The following is a 14940-nucleotide window of genomic DNA, read 5'->3' on the forward strand; positions in this document are numbered from 1 at the left end:
CCTTATCCATGAAAGCTGAGGGGCGACAATGCGCGATGTATTCGCGGGTGATGAATCAGGGGGTCAGCTTCAATGAGACCGAACCAAGCTCGCGTTCGCCCTTGGCCGCGCCGTTCGCCGGAGCTTTCGGCGGCCATTCGAACGGGATTTTCAGAAGCTCGCGGCCGCCGACTTCGCGCGCGGCCTCAATGACGAGCTGGTAGCTGCCGGGAGTGAGCCCATCGAGAGGTTTTGACGCGCTATCGAACTTGATCTGATGAGTGCCGGGCGCGCGGGTCGGGCTCGACAGGCCGTCAGCCGGCATCGTCAGCTCGCGACCGGTGCGGCGCCACCATTGCCGCAGGTCCTTGAGCCACTTCGTGCCCTCATTGTCCTTGTGCTTGACGTCGTACCATACGGCAAGATTGGCGATCTTGCCGCCATCGGCCTTTTCGACCCACATGGCGACGTAGGGCTTGTGATACTCGACGACGCTGAGCTGCGGAATATCGATGCTGATCGTGGCTTCGGAAGCCAGCGACGAACCGGCGGCAAGGGTGGTGAGTGCGGCGGAAATCAGGAGACGCATTGTTGACCTTCTATCCATGAATGAGAAGAACGGCGAGCAGCATCGGAATGATCAGGCCCATGCCGACGACGGGCCAGGTGGCCGGCCGCCGCTTGGAGTGAAGCTGCAGCAGCAAGAGGCCTGTGATACAGAAGATGGTCGCGGCGATCGCGAACACGTCTATGAACCAGCTCCACGCTTTGCCGGTATGACGGCCCTTGTGCAGATCGTTGAGATAGGCAATCCAGCCCCGCGTGGTGATCTCGTACGACACCGCGCCGCTGTCGCGCTGGATGCTCAGCCAGGCGTCGCCGCCGGGCTGCGGCAGCGCGACATAGACCTCATCGGCCGACCATTCGGTATCGCGGCCGGCGGTATTGACGCCGACCTCGCGCTGTAACCACGCGCTGATTGCCGGTGGCAGAGGCGCCTTGGCGGCGGCAGGCTCGGATTTCAGATCGGCGATCATGGCAGATGGAAGCTGCGCTTCGTGCGTCGCAACGGCCGGCTTTCCTTCGATCCGTCCGGAATTGTTCAGTGTGATCCCAGTCAACGCGAACATCAGCATCCCGATCAGACAGAGACCCGAGCTGATCCAATGCCATTGGTAAAGCTGGTTGATAAGGAACGCGCGACGCTTCTTTCGCTTCCAGAGTTCGTCGCCGTCGATTGTCAATCTGTCCGGATTGTCCATTCGTAATCGTCATTGTTGCCAGATCGTGCCAATCGAAGAGGTGCAAACGGTGCCTTTCAGATCAGCGTAAATTGTTTAGCGAAGCCGACATCGCTTTACTACAGGACGAAATTAGGTTCGTTCTAAACTGAACCGGGCCAGTGTTGTTGCTCTCGCCGATCAGTGTGCGTCAGCCATCTGCATTCCACATCGCCGCCTGCCCGCGTGATATGGCGCGCGCGGGGGGCGTGCCGGCTGCTGAGCCCCGGCGCGCCGGTGAATCAGGGTGTTGGAATGGGTGACGGAGCTACTGGAATGCCGCTGGCATATTTTCTATATCATCGGGCGCAGACGACTTGCGTCAAGATATTCTAAGGTGAAGCGACTATGACCTCGACGATCGACAGGGAGGGTGCGGCCGAAAGCCGCGTGTTCGAAGCGGATGTCGCCAAGCTGCTCCAGATGATGGTGCACTCGGTTTATTCCGACAAGGATGTGTTCCTGCGGGAACTGATTTCCAATGCGGCGGACGCCTGCGAGCGGCTACGCTACGAGGCTATCAGCGATCCCGCGCTGCTCCCGGATGACACAAAGCCGCAGATTGCTCTCACGATCGACGCCGAAGCGCGGCAATTGACGATCGAGGACAACGGCATCGGCATGAGCCACGACGAGATGGTCGATGCGCTGGGAACGATCGCCCGCTCGGGCACCAAGGCTTTCATCGAGCAGGCCAAGATCGAACAGGCCAAGACTGCCGAAGCGGGAGAGGGCGTGAATCTGATCGGCCAGTTCGGGGTCGGCTTCTATTCCGCCTTCATGGTGGCGGATCGGGTCGACGTGATCTCGCGGCGCGCGGGCGCAGGCGAGGCGTGGCGCTGGTCGTCGGACGGGAAGGGGACGTTCACGGTAACGCCGCTGGATGTGAACGAGGCGCCTGCGCGAGGCACCCGCGTGACGCTTCATCTCACGGAAGACGCCAAGGGCTATGCCGACCGGCCCAAGCTCGAACAGATCGTCAGGGATCAATCCGGCCATGTGCCTGTTCCGATCGTGCTTGTTGAGAAGCCCGGAGCTGCGCCGATCGAAATCGCCGATGGCGCGGCATTGTGGACCAAACCGCGCGGCGAGATCAGCGCTTCCGAATATGCCGATTTCTACCGCAGCGTGGCGGGTCAATTCGACGAGCCGGCGCTGACGGTGCATTTCCGCGCCGAAGGGCGGCAGGAATTCACGGCGCTGCTGTTCATGCCGCAGACCCGGCCTTTCGATCTGTTTGAGACCGAGCGCAAGGGGCCGATCAAGCTTTACGTGAGGCGCGTCTTCATTACCGACGACGCCGACCTGCTGCCCCGCTACCTCAGGTTCGTGCGCGGCGTCGTCGACTCATCTGATCTTCCGCTCAATATTTCGCGCGAAATGATTCAGGAAAGCCCGATTCTGGCGGCGATCAAGAAGAGTATCACCGGCCGCATCCTGACCGAGTTCGAGAAGCTCGCCGAAAAAGACCCGGCCGCTTACGGAAAGATATGGGAGACCTTTGGTCTGATGTTCAAGGAGGGCATCTACGACGCTTACGACCGGCGCGATGTCATCCTCGGACTTTGCCGTTTCAAGACCACGGCGGGCTCGCTGCGAAGTCTCAAGGACTACGTTGGCGCCATGAAGGAAAATCAGACGTCGATCTATTATCTCGCCGGGCACGACGCCGCGCGTCTCGAAGCATCGCCCCATCTGGAAGGTTTCCGTGCCCGCGGCGTGGAGGTTCTGCTCTTGTCCGATCCGGTCGACAGCTTCTGGGTCACGTCCGGACCAAACTTCGAGGGCAAGCCGTTCAAGTCCGTGACGCAGGGTGCGGCGGATCTCGCGGCGATCCCGCGCGCAGACGCGAGCGCTGAGCCTTCGCAGGAGGTCAGCGCTGAAGTCGCGGAGTTCCTCTCCTTTCTCAAGACGACTCTCTCGGACCTGGTTTCCGACGTGCGACCGTCCGAGCGCCTCACCGACAGCGCCGTCTGCCTCGTTGCGGCCGAATCAGGGCCCGATCGGCAACTGGAAAAGATTCTCGTCGGCGTCGGGCAACTCCCCGGCGCATCCAAGCCGGTTCTCGAGGTGAACCCGAGGCATTCGCTGATCGCTTCGCTGGCGGCGCTCGGGGATAGCGATCGCGCCTTCAAGGAGGACACGGCGCGGATGCTGCTTGATGACGCGCGCGTTCTCGACGGCGACCGTCCCAGTGACGCGCTTGAGTTTTCCAGGCGTCTGGCCCGCATCGTCGAGCGGGGACTGCGCGGTTCGCCGGCGTAGCTCGTGTGGTGGTCAGAAGTTCGCTTCATTGCCCAATCGAAAGATAATGTTCCGGCAGGATCCGCATTCCCTTCTGCAAGAAGAAAACGCGCCTTGCCTTGCAACGAATGAAAAAAATTCCAGAGGGGACAATGCAATTCCGCCGGACGGGCTTCGCAGATCTCTTTCCGCAAACGATTAAGAGGTGAAGAGTCGTTCGTCGCGATTCACTGCGGGCTCGTTAGCTGGATGGAGATCGCGCGCCGATGCGACCCAGAAGGACGTCCCTCAAGACAACCGCATTGTTGCGGGATTCATCGTGGGCCGCAAAGACGAGCGTTAACCGCCCTGACCCGGCGCAGGCGCGTAGTTCGTCAAGCTGTTCCGGATGTCCGCGAATCTCATCGGCGTATCGCTGCCGAAATTCCTCCCAGCGCGCGGGGTCATGAGCGAACCATTTGCGCAGATCGGTACTGGGCGCGATGTCTTTCAGCCAATGGTCGATGGCGGCATCCGCCTTGCTAAGGCCGCGGGGCCATAAGCGGTCAACCAGTATTCGTGTGCCGTCGCTTTTCGCGGGCGGCTCGTAAGCTCGCTTCACACTGATGTTTTTGGCCGCAAGCCGCGTCATTGGCCTTCAGATGCGCGTTACATTGGTCTTTATATTTTGAGCGTTGCCTCAGTCGCCTTGCCCGGGATTTGCCGAGAAATATTGCTCCAGCTTGCCGGTGACACCGTCGAAGGTTTTCGCGTCGGCGGGAGCATCGCGCTTGATGGTGATGTTCGGCCAGACCGAAGAATATTCGGCATTCAGCTTGAGCCAGTTTTCGAGGCCCGGCTCGGAGTCAGGCTTGATGGCCTCGGCCGGACATTCCGGCTCGCAGACCCCGCAGTCGATGCACTCATCCGGATTGATGACCAGCATATTGTCACCTTCGTAGAAGCAGTCGACCGGACATACTTCTACACAATCCATGTATTTGCACTTGATGCAATTTTCGGTGACAACGAAAGTCATCTCGAATACTCCGCGAGAACAGAAGGAACTGGATCTGCACCGGCGCCAACCGCCGCACATGCGCCGACGATCCACCGAATACCCTTCTCGTATATACGCACCCGGCGCGACACCCGAGAAGATCATGTCGCCCGCCGGCACGCGAATGCAAGCGCTATTCTGACAGGAGATCGGGCGAACAAAAGCGGTGCTTTGGTATTCGAGGCCATACTCCTGACCGCAGATGCACGCTCATCATAAGATATATTGTATATGCCTCTTATATGTATACGCCCGATGCGCCCGGAAATCAAATTTATCGTGATTGTCGACCGCCCCGGGGTTCCGATCCGACAACACCGTCAAATCATTAGGGCCCGGTCGCGCGGAGCTGAACGCTCGCAGTTAGCGGACGCGGCGGCGTGCTCATCAGTAGCCATTTGCGATCCGCAACTGCATTATGGAACTGCTCGAGCGCAATGTTGAAGGCGGCCAATGATCCTTCTTCGATCGCGCCGTTCTCGAAACGGTTCAACGTGTCACGCAAGATGGCGTCGGCTTCGGCCTGCATCTGGTCGAGGTCGTCGGCGGAATCACTCCGGCGCGCCAGCGCAATCATGTCGAGCAGCCGGTCGCGCTGGGTCATGTTGCCGACCCGCTCTTCTTTTTTCAGGTGGCTCGCGAACCACGCGCCTACGGACCCCGTCGCCGACATCGCCATCAGCGCCCACCAGATGTAATCGCTGTAGCGATCGAGGAAGGTTTTCTCTTCACCGTCGACATAGGCGGCGGCGCCCGGGTGAACCGGAATCACGGCGTCCTTGTCGGTGTCGGGGGTTTCGATTTTCGCGGCCAGCGGGAAGTCCGATATGATCTGTTGCCGGATCGCGAAGAGCTGCCGGGTGAATGCGGCGACTGTCGCGTCCGACAAGCTTTTTCGGGCGACGATATGATGCGAGAAGCTGATCGTTTTCACTTCTTCGTCCGGGCGGGCAGGGGAGCCGCCGAACGCGCCCGGCGGGATTTCCGCGGCTTCGTATACCGGATGGTTTTGCGCGATCGTGTCGGCGGAATCGATTGCGAGGAAGGTCGGCGCCCCGCCGTCGCGCGCGGAGGCCGCAATGGCGTCCGCAGTGATCTTGCTGTTGACGGGACCGGCTGCGAGGAACGCATCCGCCTTCTGGGCTCGGATCGCCTGGGCGACTTCGGCAGTGGCGAACCGGACGATGTCCACCTTGGCGGGATCGACGTTGTATTGCTGCAAGATGACTTTCAGCAGGTTCACATTGGCGTCGGTCTGGCCGACGACGCCGACGCGGTGGCCGGCGAGTTGTGCGATAGTCTTGATTTTCGTGGCCTTGGCATTTTTGCCCTTTGGCCTCGGCGGAACCCATAGGACCGCGACGCTCTTGCGCAGTGTCGCGACGGCTTGCGCATTCTTTGGAACATCGAGATCGCCGCGGACGATCGCGAGATCGGCCTCGCCATTGGACAAGGCGGAGGCGCTTGCGGTCACTCCATCGGTCAGCACGGGGTGCAGGCGGATTTGCTGGTGGGAGCGTGCAAAGGCCTGCGCCAGTCCCTGAACGACCTTCGCGTCGTCGCTGTTTGCGGGGCCGACGGCGACCTGCAGCACCACCGGGCGCATGCTGTAATAGTAGATGCCTGCGACCGCGCCGGTCAGGGCGAGCACTCCGGCCAGCAGCACAAGCGCGAACTTGCGCCGCACCGAACGCCGGGACTCAGGGGATTGAACAGCACCGGGACCATCGGCCTTCGGTCTGGTAGATAATCGGCTGGAATCTGATGTCATGCTGCCAATACGCTTGCGCTCACATTCTAGCGATTTTCCGGCGGGACCGGAGTTACGTTTTCGTTATGGTTTAGAACCGGTTCTTGTTCTGGATCGGCATTGTGGCATGGACCGGAACGATTTGCTCAAAGGAGGCAGACATGGTGGAGCGGCTGTCGGCGGACGCGCGAAAAGCGGCGCTCAAGGCGTTGTCGGATTGGTCGGAGGTCGCTGGCCGTGACGCCATCGCCCGTACTTTCACATTCCGGGATTTCAACGAGGCCTTTGGCTTCATGACGCGGGTCGCGCTGGCCGCTGAAAAGGCCGATCACCATCCGGAATGGCGCAATGTCTATAAGACGGTCGAGGTCGTCCTCGCGACCCATGACGCCGGCGGCGTGACCGAGCGCGATATCAGGCTTGCCGAGGCGATGGACGCGGTCGCAAAGCAGTTCCGCGTGGCCTGAATGGCCGATGCCGGCCTTGCAGCGGGGAAACGGAACTCCCACGTAGGGCAGGTGACGATTTCGATCGGCCCATGACATTTCGGGACCTTGAACATGGCATCCGAACACAGCGTAGGATTCGAACCCGCCGAGCGGCTGGCGCAGGACCGCGACAGCGTGCGCCGGCGGTTCTGGAGCAAGTTGAAGCGCGTCATCGCCAACGTGCCGTTCGCGGAAGACCTGCTGGCCGCCTACTACTGTGCTTTCGACAAGCAGACGCCGCGTCATGTCCAAGCGTCGCTGCTTGGCGCCATCGCCTATTTCATCCTGCCGTTTGACTTTATTCCGGACGTGTTGCCCGTGCTCGGTTTCACTGACGATGCCGCCGTGCTTGCGACAGCGATCAGGATCGTGGCTGCCTATATCACGCCGGAGCATCGCGAGGCTGCGCGCACGGCATTGAAGCGCGGAATAGAGAACGCAGAAACGTAAGCATAAGGCATGACGAACCCGGCCGCCGCTGCGGTTGCGCGGGCTTCTCATGCGCTGTCATGTCCCGCATGACACGGTTACGTGATCGCCGGTCGTCCCCTCACGCCCTGGATTTCATCCGCGATTTCGCTGGCGCAAATTGATCTAGCGAATCGCGGTTTCGGCGCAGTCTCCTTGCGCGCGGAGTATTTTGCGCGACGCCTGTCCCGCGAACGTCAATCCACATCGCTCGCTTGCGAATCATGATGCAAGCCGCGAGGATGGAGCCGCCTTCACAAATCAGGCGTTTCCCGCTATTCCCGAATGAGCGTGACCCGCGCACGTCAAGCCATCTTCCAGTCACAATGATGAAGGACGAGATTTGATGATGTCTATGCGGCAATTGCTGACAGTTCTGGTCGGAAGTCTGCTGGCAGGCGGCATCGGCCTTGCTCCCGCGATCAGCGCGCCGACGGCCGGTAACTCGGAGCCGACGCTGCTCGGACAGTTCGGCGCGTGGGGTGCCTACACCGCATCACCGAGCGGAAAGAAGGTCTGCTTCGCCCTCGCCAAGCCGTCGTCCTCGAAAACCAATCCGCCGAACCGCCCGCGCGATTCAGCCTACGCCTTCATCTCGACACGCCCGGCGGAAAAAGTTGTGAACGAAGTGTCGGTCACGATGGGATATCCGCTCAAGCCGGGTTCGGAAGCCACGCTGGAAGTCGGCGGCGCAAGCTTTGAGATGTACACCCAGGGCGACGGCATCTGGATCAAGAACGCAGCCGAGGAAGGCCGGCTGATCGATGCGATGCGCAAGTCCGCCGATGCGACCGTCAAGGGCGTATCGTCCAAGGGGACGCAAACCATCGACGTCTTTTCATTGAAAGGCCTGTCACAGGCGCTGGACAAGGTCGGGCAGGATTGCAGGCGCTAGCCGCTCCGTCGTTTGGGCTCTTCGCGATGATAAGGAAAAAGCCGGTCTAGCCCGGATCCGTCAACGGCCTGGAACATTTGCCGGCTTTTCAGCGGGGCGTGAAAGGCTTATGTCATGCGGCATGAGCGAACCCTCCCGCAACCTGAGTACCGTTTCGACCGAGGCCGCCGCGGTGGGTCTGCCGGGCGCGCGCGGAGTACTGCCCGCCGACGGTGCGCTGGAGAAAACCCCGCTTGAAACCTATGTGCCGCCGGCGCAGCCGTCGCTGATCGGCCTGTCGCGCGCGCAGATATCCGAACAGTTCGCCGCGATCGGCGTCGCGTCGGCGCAGCGCCGGATGCGTGTTCAGCAACTCTGGCACTGGATGTATGTCCGCGGCGCGAGGACGTTCGGCGAGATGACAAGTGTCTCGAAGGACATGCGCGCCGAACTAGAAAAACGCGTCACGGTCGATCGGCCCGAGGTCGTCGCCGAGCAGATTTCCAATGACGGAACCCGCAAATGGCTGCTGCGGTTGCCGAGCGGCAACAATCTCGAAAAGCCGCATGAAGTCGAATGCGTCTATATTCCGGAGACCGATCGCGGCACGCTGTGCGTCTCCTCGCAGGTCGGCTGCACGCTGAATTGTTCCTTCTGCCACACCGGCACCCAGCGCCTGGTGCGCAATCTCACGGCGGGTGAAATCGTCGGCCAGATCATGGTCGCGCGTGACCGCCTGAACGACTGGCCCTCGCCTCCGGGAGAGGAGAAGACCCACCGCCTTGTCACCAATATCGTGATGATGGGGATGGGCGAACCACTCTACAATTTCGACGCGGTGCGCGACGCGCTTTTGATCGTCGCCGATAATGAAGGCATCGGCATCTCGAAGCGCCGCATCACGCTGTCGACGTCGGGCGTGGTGCCGAACATCGTCCGCACCGGCGAGGAGATCGGCGTCATGCTGGCGATCTCGCTGCATGCGGTCCGCGACGAATTGCGCAACGAGCTCGTTCCGCTGAACCGCAAATATCCGATCGCGGAGTTGATGCAGGCGTGCCGCGATTATCCGGCCGCCTCCAACGCCAGGCGGATCACGTTTGAATACGTGATGCTGAAGGGCGTCAACGACTCGCTCGAGGACGCCAAACTGCTGGTGAAGTTGCTCAAGGGCATCCACGCCAAGATCAACCTGATCCCATTCAATCCATGGCCCGGCACGCGCTATGAATGCTCGGACTGGGATCAGATCGAGAAATTCTCCGAATACATTTTCAATGCCGGATATTCCTCGCCGGTGCGCACACCGCGCGGCCGCGATATTCTGGCCGCCTGCGGCCAGCTCAAGTCCGAAACCGAAAAACTGTCGGCCCGCGAACGTCAGGCGCTTCGCGCCATGGCGATGACGGATTGAGGCGTGTGCTTGTCAAGCATGACTATGTCCGCCATGGCCGGATTTATTCCGGCCATCCACGTCTTGAGGTCGAGGCAAAGACGTCGATGTCCGGCATGGCGCCGGGCATGATGAAGGAGATGTTTTCCGCTCTCGCGAATGGACCGCGATCATGGCGTTGATCGGCCGGTTGTTCGTGATCCTGTTCGGATTCCTGGCCGCCTGCTTCGTGGCCGGAATGATCGTTGTCGTCGCACTGCTGTATCCTGAATTCAGCGACCTCGGCATCGAACCGCCCGACCCCGATACGCTCAACATCGTGCTCGGCTTCGGCTTCATCTTCGTCAGCGGCTTCGCTCTGGTGCCGGCGATGATTCTGGTTCTGATCACCGAAGCCTTTTATATCCGCGGCATACTCGCTTACGCTATCGGAGGCGCGATCTGCGGCGCTGCCTGCTACCTCGGCCTGATCCCATTCGATCCCGCGACCATGCATTTCGAAGGTATCGTGCGCCGCCACCTCGAAATCATGACCGGCGCGGGGGTCATGGCGGGCTTCACCTATTGGCTGATCGCAGGCCGCAATGCCGGCGCGTGGCGTGACCCACCACGCGGCCCTCTGCCGCCCGATCTGCCGGCGCAAACTTGAATCGTGCGGGCTTTTCATGCCTGCTGCGGTCGGCTAGAGTCCGGTTCAACTGCATTGAATCAGACTCTAGCTTTATCCTTTTGATTGAGCATGATCTTATCCGAAAACCGGTTTCCCACTTTTCGGGATCATGCTCTAAACCGCGCGTCATGAACCGCGCCGGATTATTTATCGCGCTCGGGCTCGCGCTCGTAATCGGGATCGTGTTCGGGATTCATCCCGAATATGATCTGCGTCTCGCCGCGCTGTTCTACGATCCCACGACGAAAACCTTTCCGCTGAAATCGGATGCGCTGGCCTCATTTGCGCGCAACGCCGCAATGTGGGTGGCATGGGCCTTCGCGCTTCCTGCGATCGTCGCGCTGGCCGTGAAGATGTTCCGCCCGGATCGCCCGCTGTTGATGTCGGGGCGGACCGTGGCGTTCCTGTTGATCACCATGCTGCTCAGCGCGGGCATCCTGACCAACCTGACGTTCAAGAGCCATTGGGGACGACCACGTCCGGTGATGGTGACGGAATTCAACGGCCCATGGAAATTCATGGCGTGGTGGGACCCACGCGGCGAGTGCGGCCGGAATTGTTCCTTTTTCTCCGGCGAGGGCGCGACCGCCTTCTGGACCATGGCGCCGGCCGCGCTGACGCCGCCGGTGTGGCGGCCGCTGGCCTATGCGGGCGCGGTGGCGTTCGGCGTCGTCACCAGCGTGCTCCGGATGGCGTTCGGCGGTCATTTCTTCACCGACGTGGCGACGGCCGGTCTGGTGGCGTTTCTGGTGATCTGGCTCGTCCATGGCTACATCTATCGCTGGCCGTCGACGCGCAAAAGCGACGCCGAGATCGATGCCGCGCTGACGCGCTTTGCCTGGCCCGGCTATCGGATGCGGCAGCGGTGGCGGGGGCGCGACGTCGGCCCGGTCCCTGTGCCGGACAAGCCGGTCTGAAGCGTCCGAGGGACCTTGCACGAGGTCCGGTTCCGCCTATAGTCCCGCCGAATTCACGTCATCCCACAGGACTTTCATGAGCAAGAAGGTGAAGAAGGTGGTGCTCGCCTATTCGGGCGGGCTCGACACCTCGATTATCTTGAAATGGTTGCAGACCACCTATGGCGCCGAGGTCGTGACCTTCACGGCCGATCTCGGTCAGGGCGAGGAGCTTGAGCCGGCGCGCAAGAAGGCACAGTTGCTCGGCATCAAGGACGAGAACATTTTCATCGAGGATTTGCGCGAGGAATTCGTCCGCGACTATGTATTCCCCATGTTTCGCGCCAACGCGGTCTATGAGGGCCAGTATCTGCTGGGCACCTCGATCGCGCGGCCGCTGATTGCGAAAAAGCAGATCGAGATCGCCGAGAGGGTCGGGGCCGATGCGGTCGCGCATGGCGCGACCGGCAAGGGCAACGATCAGGTCCGCTTCGAACTCGGCTATTACGCGCTGAAGCCCGACATTACCATCATCGCGCCGTGGCGCGAGTGGGATTTGCGCTCGCGGGAGCAACTGATCGCATTCGCCGAGCAGCATCAGATCCCGATCGCCAAGGACAAGCGCGGTGAAGCGCCGTTCTCGGTCGACGCCAACCTTTTGCACGCATCCAGCGAAGGCAAGGTGCTGGAAGACCCGGCGCAGGAAGTGCCGGACTACGTGTATTCGCGCACCATCGATCCGCAGGCTGCGCCGGACCAGCCGACCTCTATCACGATCGATTTCGAGCAGGGCGATGCCGTCGCCATCGACGGCACCAGGATGTCTCCCGCGGTCTTGCTTGCGAAACTGAACGAACTCGGCCGCGCCAACGGCATCGGTCGGCTCGATCTGGTCGAGAACCGTTTCGTCGGCATGAAGTCTCGCGGCATGTACGAGACGCCCGGCGGCACCATTCTTCTCGTCGCCCATCGCGGCATCGAACAGATCACGCTCGATCGCGGCGCGGCGCATCTGAAGGATGAGCTGATGCCGAAATATGCCGAGCTGATCTATAACGGCTTCTGGTTTTCGCCGGAGCGCGAAATGCTGCAGGCCGCGATCGACCAGAGCCAGCAATATGTCGCCGGCCAGGTGCGGCTCAAGCTCTACAAGGGCAACGTCATCCTCGTCGGCCGCGACAGCCCGTACTCGCTATACGATCAGGACCTTGTCACCTTCGAGGAAGGTGCGGTGGCCTACGATCATCGTGATGCGGCCGGGTTCATCAAGCTCAACGCGCTGCGGCTGCGAACGCTCGGTCAGCGCAGAAAGAAGCTGGGGCTGTAGGATTCGCGCCTGTGCCTGCGTATGACAGCGAACAATAACAAAAATGGCCGGGATCGCTCCCGGCCATTCGCATGTGTTGAACCACGTATCAGCGCGGCGGGGGTGGCGCGGCCGAGGCCGATCCGCCGTCCAGCAGCGGCGTGATGCGGCGCACTGTGACGCGCCGGTTTTCCCGCGCCGGACCGTCGGTCTGCACCTTCAGGTTCTGCTCGCCGTAACCTTGCGTCACCAGATTCTCCGGCGGCACCTGGAATTGCTGGGTCAGCAACTCGGCGGCAGATTGCGCGCGGCGGTCCGACAGCGACAGGTTGTCGACGTCGTTGCCCACCGCATCGGTGTGGCCTTCGATCAGGAAGACCTCGCTCGGGTTGCGCGAAATCGCGCGGTTGATGCCGTCGGCAATCACCCGAAGTTTCGACGCCTGATCGGGAGCGATGTCCCACGAGCCGGTTTCGAAGTTGATGGTGTCGAGATCGATGCTCGGCATCCGTGCACGCACCATCGGGCTGTAGCGGACTTCATCGAGCGTATAGGCGCGCTCGATCGGTTCTACCGGCGGCGCCAGCAGCGTGTCGTAGATCACCTCCGGCGGCGCATCTTCCGCCTCGACGATGTAGCGGTCGCGCGGAATTCTGATGCGCGGCGGCGGCAGCGAGACGAAATAGCCTCCGATTGCTCCGGCCACCACGCCCGCAGCGACGCCTGCCCCGATGCCACCATAGCCACGGCTGTTGTCGATGATGATCACTTCGTGACCGCGCTGATCGCGGCGAATCCGCCGCAGCATCCGGCCGTCGCGATCATTGATCGTGATGATCTGCGTGCCGTCCGGCCGTACCACAATGGTACGGGTATCGTTTCCTACGCGCTCCTGCCGGATATCGCGCGCGCCATAGCGGAAGCGATCTTCCTCGTTGTGCCGGATGAAAGACTGCCCGCTCGGATCCCGCACGATGACGCGGCCCGGTTCGGTGATGACGGTGCGGCCGCCCTGTTCGGTCTGCCGCCGCTCGGAGCGGAACGCATCGATGTTGCGTGGCCCCTGCCGTGCCGCGTCAGGCGCGATCGGTCTCAGGTCCTGAGCGCTCGAGGGTGGCGGCGGCAGCGGGGTTGTGACGGTGGGCGGCCCGTGACGGGGGACCGGTGCGCCGGGCGGCAACGCGGTCTGACCGCCGGGAACGGGGAGGCCATGTTCCGCCTTGGTTCCGTTCGGCGCGGCGGCGCCGCGCGGCGCGGTGATCGGAGCTGAACCCGCCGGCGCAGATGGCACGACCGGGGTCTCGCGGGGCGACGTCGGTGTCGTTGGTGCGACCGCATTGGGTGTCGGGGCCGTTTGCGCCGGCGCTGTGCCGCTCGGTTGGCCTCCGCGACCATTCGGCGGACCGCCGCGTTCACCGGGTCCGGTATGCTCGCGTCCGGGTCCACCACGGACTCCTTCGCCGCGCCTGGTCGAGCCTGGCTCCGCATTTGCAGGCGGCGTTGATGGCGGTGTGACGTGTGGCTGCGCAGTCGGAGCAGGCGTCGGGGCCGGTCTTGCTGCAGCCGGTGGCGGCGCGCCCTTCGATGGAGGCGGCGGCGCGGCGGTTGGCGGTGCAGGGGGCTTCGGGGCTGCCGGAGGAGTTGCGGGCTGCGGCGCAGGTGCGGCTCGCGGCTCGGCTGGAGGCGTTGCGTGCGGCGGGGGTGTCATTGGCCTTGGTCGCTCCGCCGCTGGCGGGGCGACATGCGGAGGCTGTGGCGGAGCAGGGCGGGCAGCAGCGGGCGGAGGGGGCGCCGACCTTTGCGGTTCTGCGTGAGGCGGCGGAGCGGGCCGCGCCGGAGCGCCGGAAGGTGCTTGACGAGTCGGCGCGGCATTCGGAGGCGGCCTTTTCCGCCGTCCCTCGCCTTCGTCCTGTTCGGCCGGCGCGGAAGCCTGCGCGAGTTGGACCGGCGCGGATTGTGCGTGTGACGGCGGCGGCGTCAACGACGCGACAGTGAGAGCCGACGTGGCCAGCAGGACCAGGCGAAAGTTCGTCATGACAATCTTTATCCCAACAAAAGTTTCGGCAACGAGCGCGAGGCTTGCGCCCGACGGTGACGGGAGCGTGATCAACGAATAGCGATAAGGCTGTAATGTGGCAGCGATCCGCAGCGAGGACTGATTTATTTTCAGACGCGTTCTATAAAAAGCGTGCGGAATTCATGTCGCATTCAGATCATGCGTCATCCGCAGCTACCCGAGCATATCGGTCGCAGGTGGTTGGGCCGGCGGAGTCGAGGGAGCCTGTGGCGGCAATTCCTCCGGCATCTGGCCCGGCAATTCTCGCGGAGGCGGGGGCGAGTCGGGTTCGTGCATCGGCGGCGGTACATCGGGACCGGGCTGCGGACGACCCGGCGGATCTTCGCGGGGTGGCTCCGTCGGACGGCCCGGCTTGACGGGCGGCACCTCCGTCGGTTGATCACCCATTGCGTGTCTCCATTCCGAAGCTGACTTTTCAGTTGGGCAGTGATCGCCGTTTCCATGACTTTCGACGATCGCGATCACTTGCGGTCCTA

General features: G+C 62.2%; 16 protein-coding genes. 9 read left to right on the forward strand and 7 right to left on the reverse strand.

Annotated elements, in window-relative coordinates:
* Positions 1 to 55 precede the first annotated feature (55 nt).
* A complete protein-coding gene (locus tag ACS3WB_RS02195; RefSeq protein WP_438273918.1) occupies positions 56 to 568 on the reverse strand; it encodes a DUF2271 domain-containing protein in 513 nt (170 codons plus the stop codon).
* 10 nt (positions 569 to 578) lie between these two features.
* Entirely contained in the window at positions 579 to 1241 is a 663-nt protein-coding gene (locus ACS3WB_RS02200) for a PepSY-associated TM helix domain-containing protein (RefSeq protein WP_438273919.1), read from the reverse strand.
* Between the two features lie 366 nt (positions 1242 to 1607).
* Between ACS3WB_RS02200 and htpG the strand changes: the two genes are divergently transcribed.
* Entirely contained in the window at positions 1608 to 3524 is a 1917-nt protein-coding gene (gene htpG, locus ACS3WB_RS02205) for a molecular chaperone HtpG (protein ID WP_438273920.1), read from the forward strand.
* A 220-nt stretch (positions 3525 to 3744) separates the two neighbouring features.
* Here the strand turns inward: htpG and ACS3WB_RS02210 are convergent, their stop codons facing one another.
* The 3 genes from ACS3WB_RS02210 to ACS3WB_RS02220 form a co-directional block, all read right to left on the reverse strand.
* The gene (locus tag ACS3WB_RS02210; protein WP_438273921.1) at positions 3745 to 4134 is read right to left on the reverse strand and encodes a DUF488 domain-containing protein; all 390 of its coding nucleotides are present in this window, start codon (positions 4132 to 4134) and stop codon (positions 3745 to 3747) included.
* A 48-nt stretch (positions 4135 to 4182) separates the two neighbouring features.
* On the reverse strand, positions 4183 to 4521 hold the full coding sequence (fdxA, locus tag ACS3WB_RS02215; protein ID WP_292611350.1) for a ferredoxin FdxA: 339 nt from the start codon (positions 4519 to 4521) through the stop codon (positions 4183 to 4185).
* A 349-nt stretch (positions 4522 to 4870) separates the two neighbouring features.
* Complete coding sequence (locus ACS3WB_RS02220) at positions 4871 to 6313, reverse strand: TAXI family TRAP transporter solute-binding subunit (protein ID WP_438273922.1); 1443 nt, start codon at positions 6311 to 6313, stop codon at positions 4871 to 4873.
* A 119-nt stretch (positions 6314 to 6432) separates the two neighbouring features.
* On the opposite strand from ACS3WB_RS02220, the gene ACS3WB_RS02225 reads away from it, so the two are divergent.
* The 7 genes from ACS3WB_RS02225 to ACS3WB_RS02255 all read left to right on the forward strand — a co-directional run bounded on the left by ACS3WB_RS02225 (position 6433) and on the right by ACS3WB_RS02255 (position 12408).
* On the forward strand, positions 6433 to 6759 hold the full coding sequence (locus tag ACS3WB_RS02225) for a 4a-hydroxytetrahydrobiopterin dehydratase (protein WP_438274023.1): 327 nt from the start codon (positions 6433 to 6435) through the stop codon (positions 6757 to 6759).
* 93 nt (positions 6760 to 6852) lie between these two features.
* On the forward strand, positions 6853 to 7230 hold the full coding sequence (locus tag ACS3WB_RS02230) for a YkvA family protein (RefSeq protein WP_438273923.1): 378 nt from the start codon (positions 6853 to 6855) through the stop codon (positions 7228 to 7230).
* A gap of 364 nt (positions 7231 to 7594) precedes the next feature.
* Entirely contained in the window at positions 7595 to 8143 is a 549-nt protein-coding gene (locus tag ACS3WB_RS02235) for an invasion associated locus B family protein (protein WP_438273924.1), read from the forward strand.
* 142 nt (positions 8144 to 8285) lie between these two features.
* Positions 8286 to 9536 carry a 23S rRNA (adenine(2503)-C(2))-methyltransferase RlmN gene (gene rlmN, locus ACS3WB_RS02240; RefSeq protein WP_438274024.1) on the forward strand — a complete coding sequence of 417 codons (1251 nt, stop codon included), beginning with the start codon at positions 8286 to 8288 and terminating at the stop codon, positions 9534 to 9536.
* A 151-nt stretch (positions 9537 to 9687) separates the two neighbouring features.
* Positions 9688 to 10164, forward strand: a complete 477-nt coding sequence (locus tag ACS3WB_RS02245; RefSeq protein ID WP_438273925.1) for a hypothetical protein — start codon at positions 9688 to 9690, stop codon at positions 10162 to 10164.
* Positions 10165 to 10313: 149 nt separating this feature from the next.
* Positions 10314 to 11102 carry a phosphatase PAP2 family protein gene (locus tag ACS3WB_RS02250; RefSeq protein ID WP_438273926.1) on the forward strand — a complete coding sequence of 263 codons (789 nt, stop codon included), beginning with the start codon at positions 10314 to 10316 and terminating at the stop codon, positions 11100 to 11102.
* Positions 11103 to 11178: 76 nt separating this feature from the next.
* Complete coding sequence (locus ACS3WB_RS02255; RefSeq protein ID WP_438273927.1) at positions 11179 to 12408, forward strand: argininosuccinate synthase; 1230 nt, start codon at positions 11179 to 11181, stop codon at positions 12406 to 12408.
* An 88-nt stretch (positions 12409 to 12496) separates the two neighbouring features.
* Here the strand turns inward: ACS3WB_RS02255 and ACS3WB_RS02260 are convergent, their stop codons facing one another.
* On the reverse strand, positions 12497 to 13678 hold the full coding sequence (locus tag ACS3WB_RS02260; RefSeq protein ID WP_438273928.1) for an OmpA family protein: 1182 nt from the start codon (positions 13676 to 13678) through the stop codon (positions 12497 to 12499).
* Between the two features lie 227 nt (positions 13679 to 13905).
* Here ACS3WB_RS02260 and ACS3WB_RS02265 point away from each other — a divergent pair, with 227 nt between their 5' ends.
* Positions 13906 to 14382, forward strand: a complete 477-nt coding sequence (locus ACS3WB_RS02265) for a hypothetical protein (protein WP_438273929.1) — start codon at positions 13906 to 13908, stop codon at positions 14380 to 14382.
* Between the two features lie 235 nt (positions 14383 to 14617).
* On the opposite strand, the gene ACS3WB_RS02270 is transcribed toward ACS3WB_RS02265, so the two are convergent.
* On the reverse strand, positions 14618 to 14851 hold the full coding sequence (locus ACS3WB_RS02270) for a hypothetical protein (protein ID WP_438273930.1): 234 nt from the start codon (positions 14849 to 14851) through the stop codon (positions 14618 to 14620).
* Positions 14852 to 14940: the final 89 nt, after the last annotated feature.

This window comes from Nitrobacter sp., assembly GCF_051535215.1.
Taxonomy (GTDB): Bacteria; Pseudomonadota; Alphaproteobacteria; order Rhizobiales; family Xanthobacteraceae; genus Nitrobacter.

Excerpts from the sequence above, each read along its gene's own strand:
- ACS3WB_RS02195 (WP_438273918.1), bottom strand. The coding sequence starts at position 568 with ATGCGTCTCCTGATTTCCGCCGCACTCACCACCCTTGCCGCCGGTTCG.
- ACS3WB_RS02200 (WP_438273919.1), bottom strand. The coding sequence starts at position 1,241 with ATGGACAATCCGGACAGATTGACAATCGACGGCGACGAACTCTGGAAG.
- htpG (WP_438273920.1), top strand. The coding sequence starts at position 1,608 with ATGACCTCGACGATCGACAGGGAGGGTGCGGCCGAAAGCCGCGTGTTC.
- ACS3WB_RS02210 (WP_438273921.1), bottom strand. The coding sequence starts at position 4,134 with ATGACGCGGCTTGCGGCCAAAAACATCAGTGTGAAGCGAGCTTACGAG.
- fdxA (WP_292611350.1), bottom strand. The coding sequence starts at position 4,521 with ATGACTTTCGTTGTCACCGAAAATTGCATCAAGTGCAAATACATGGAT.
- ACS3WB_RS02220 (WP_438273922.1), bottom strand. The coding sequence starts at position 6,313 with ATGACATCAGATTCCAGCCGATTATCTACCAGACCGAAGGCCGATGGT.
- ACS3WB_RS02230 (WP_438273923.1), top strand. The coding sequence starts at position 6,853 with ATGGCATCCGAACACAGCGTAGGATTCGAACCCGCCGAGCGGCTGGCG.
- ACS3WB_RS02235 (WP_438273924.1), top strand. The coding sequence starts at position 7,595 with ATGATGTCTATGCGGCAATTGCTGACAGTTCTGGTCGGAAGTCTGCTG.
- ACS3WB_RS02245 (WP_438273925.1), top strand. The coding sequence starts at position 9,688 with ATGGCGTTGATCGGCCGGTTGTTCGTGATCCTGTTCGGATTCCTGGCC.
- ACS3WB_RS02250 (WP_438273926.1), top strand. The coding sequence starts at position 10,314 with ATGAACCGCGCCGGATTATTTATCGCGCTCGGGCTCGCGCTCGTAATC.
- ACS3WB_RS02255 (WP_438273927.1), top strand. The coding sequence starts at position 11,179 with ATGAGCAAGAAGGTGAAGAAGGTGGTGCTCGCCTATTCGGGCGGGCTC.
- ACS3WB_RS02270 (WP_438273930.1), bottom strand. The coding sequence starts at position 14,851 with ATGGGTGATCAACCGACGGAGGTGCCGCCCGTCAAGCCGGGCCGTCCG.